1 protein-coding gene is annotated in these 202 nt (G+C 64.4%); it reads right to left on the bottom strand.

Translation table 11 applies throughout. The annotated features are described in order from the left end of the window. A partial coding sequence (locus Q0994_RS34095) for a hypothetical protein (RefSeq protein ID WP_299542666.1) occupies positions 1-202 on the bottom strand: 202 nt, incomplete at both ends.

Here is a 202-nt window from a genome sequence, read left to right as displayed (position 1 = left end):
CCCAGTAGTCGGGGTCGGTGAGTTCCGAGGACACCACCGTGCCCGTCACATTCGAGACCACCGGAATACGCGGCTCGTTGAACGTCAACCCCTCGGCCACGGAACGGAATTCGGCGAGCATGGGTTCCATGCGCGGCGAGTGGAACGCATGACTCACCCGCAGACGAGTCGTCTTGCGGTCCTGCCACTGCGGCAGCCACTC

The organism is uncultured Streptomyces sp., assembly GCF_947488945.1.
Taxonomy (GTDB): Bacteria; Actinomycetota; Actinomycetes; order Streptomycetales; family Streptomycetaceae; genus Streptomyces.
The sequence above is the reverse complement of the archived record's forward strand: the minus strand, read 5'-3'. Positions and strand labels throughout refer to the sequence as shown.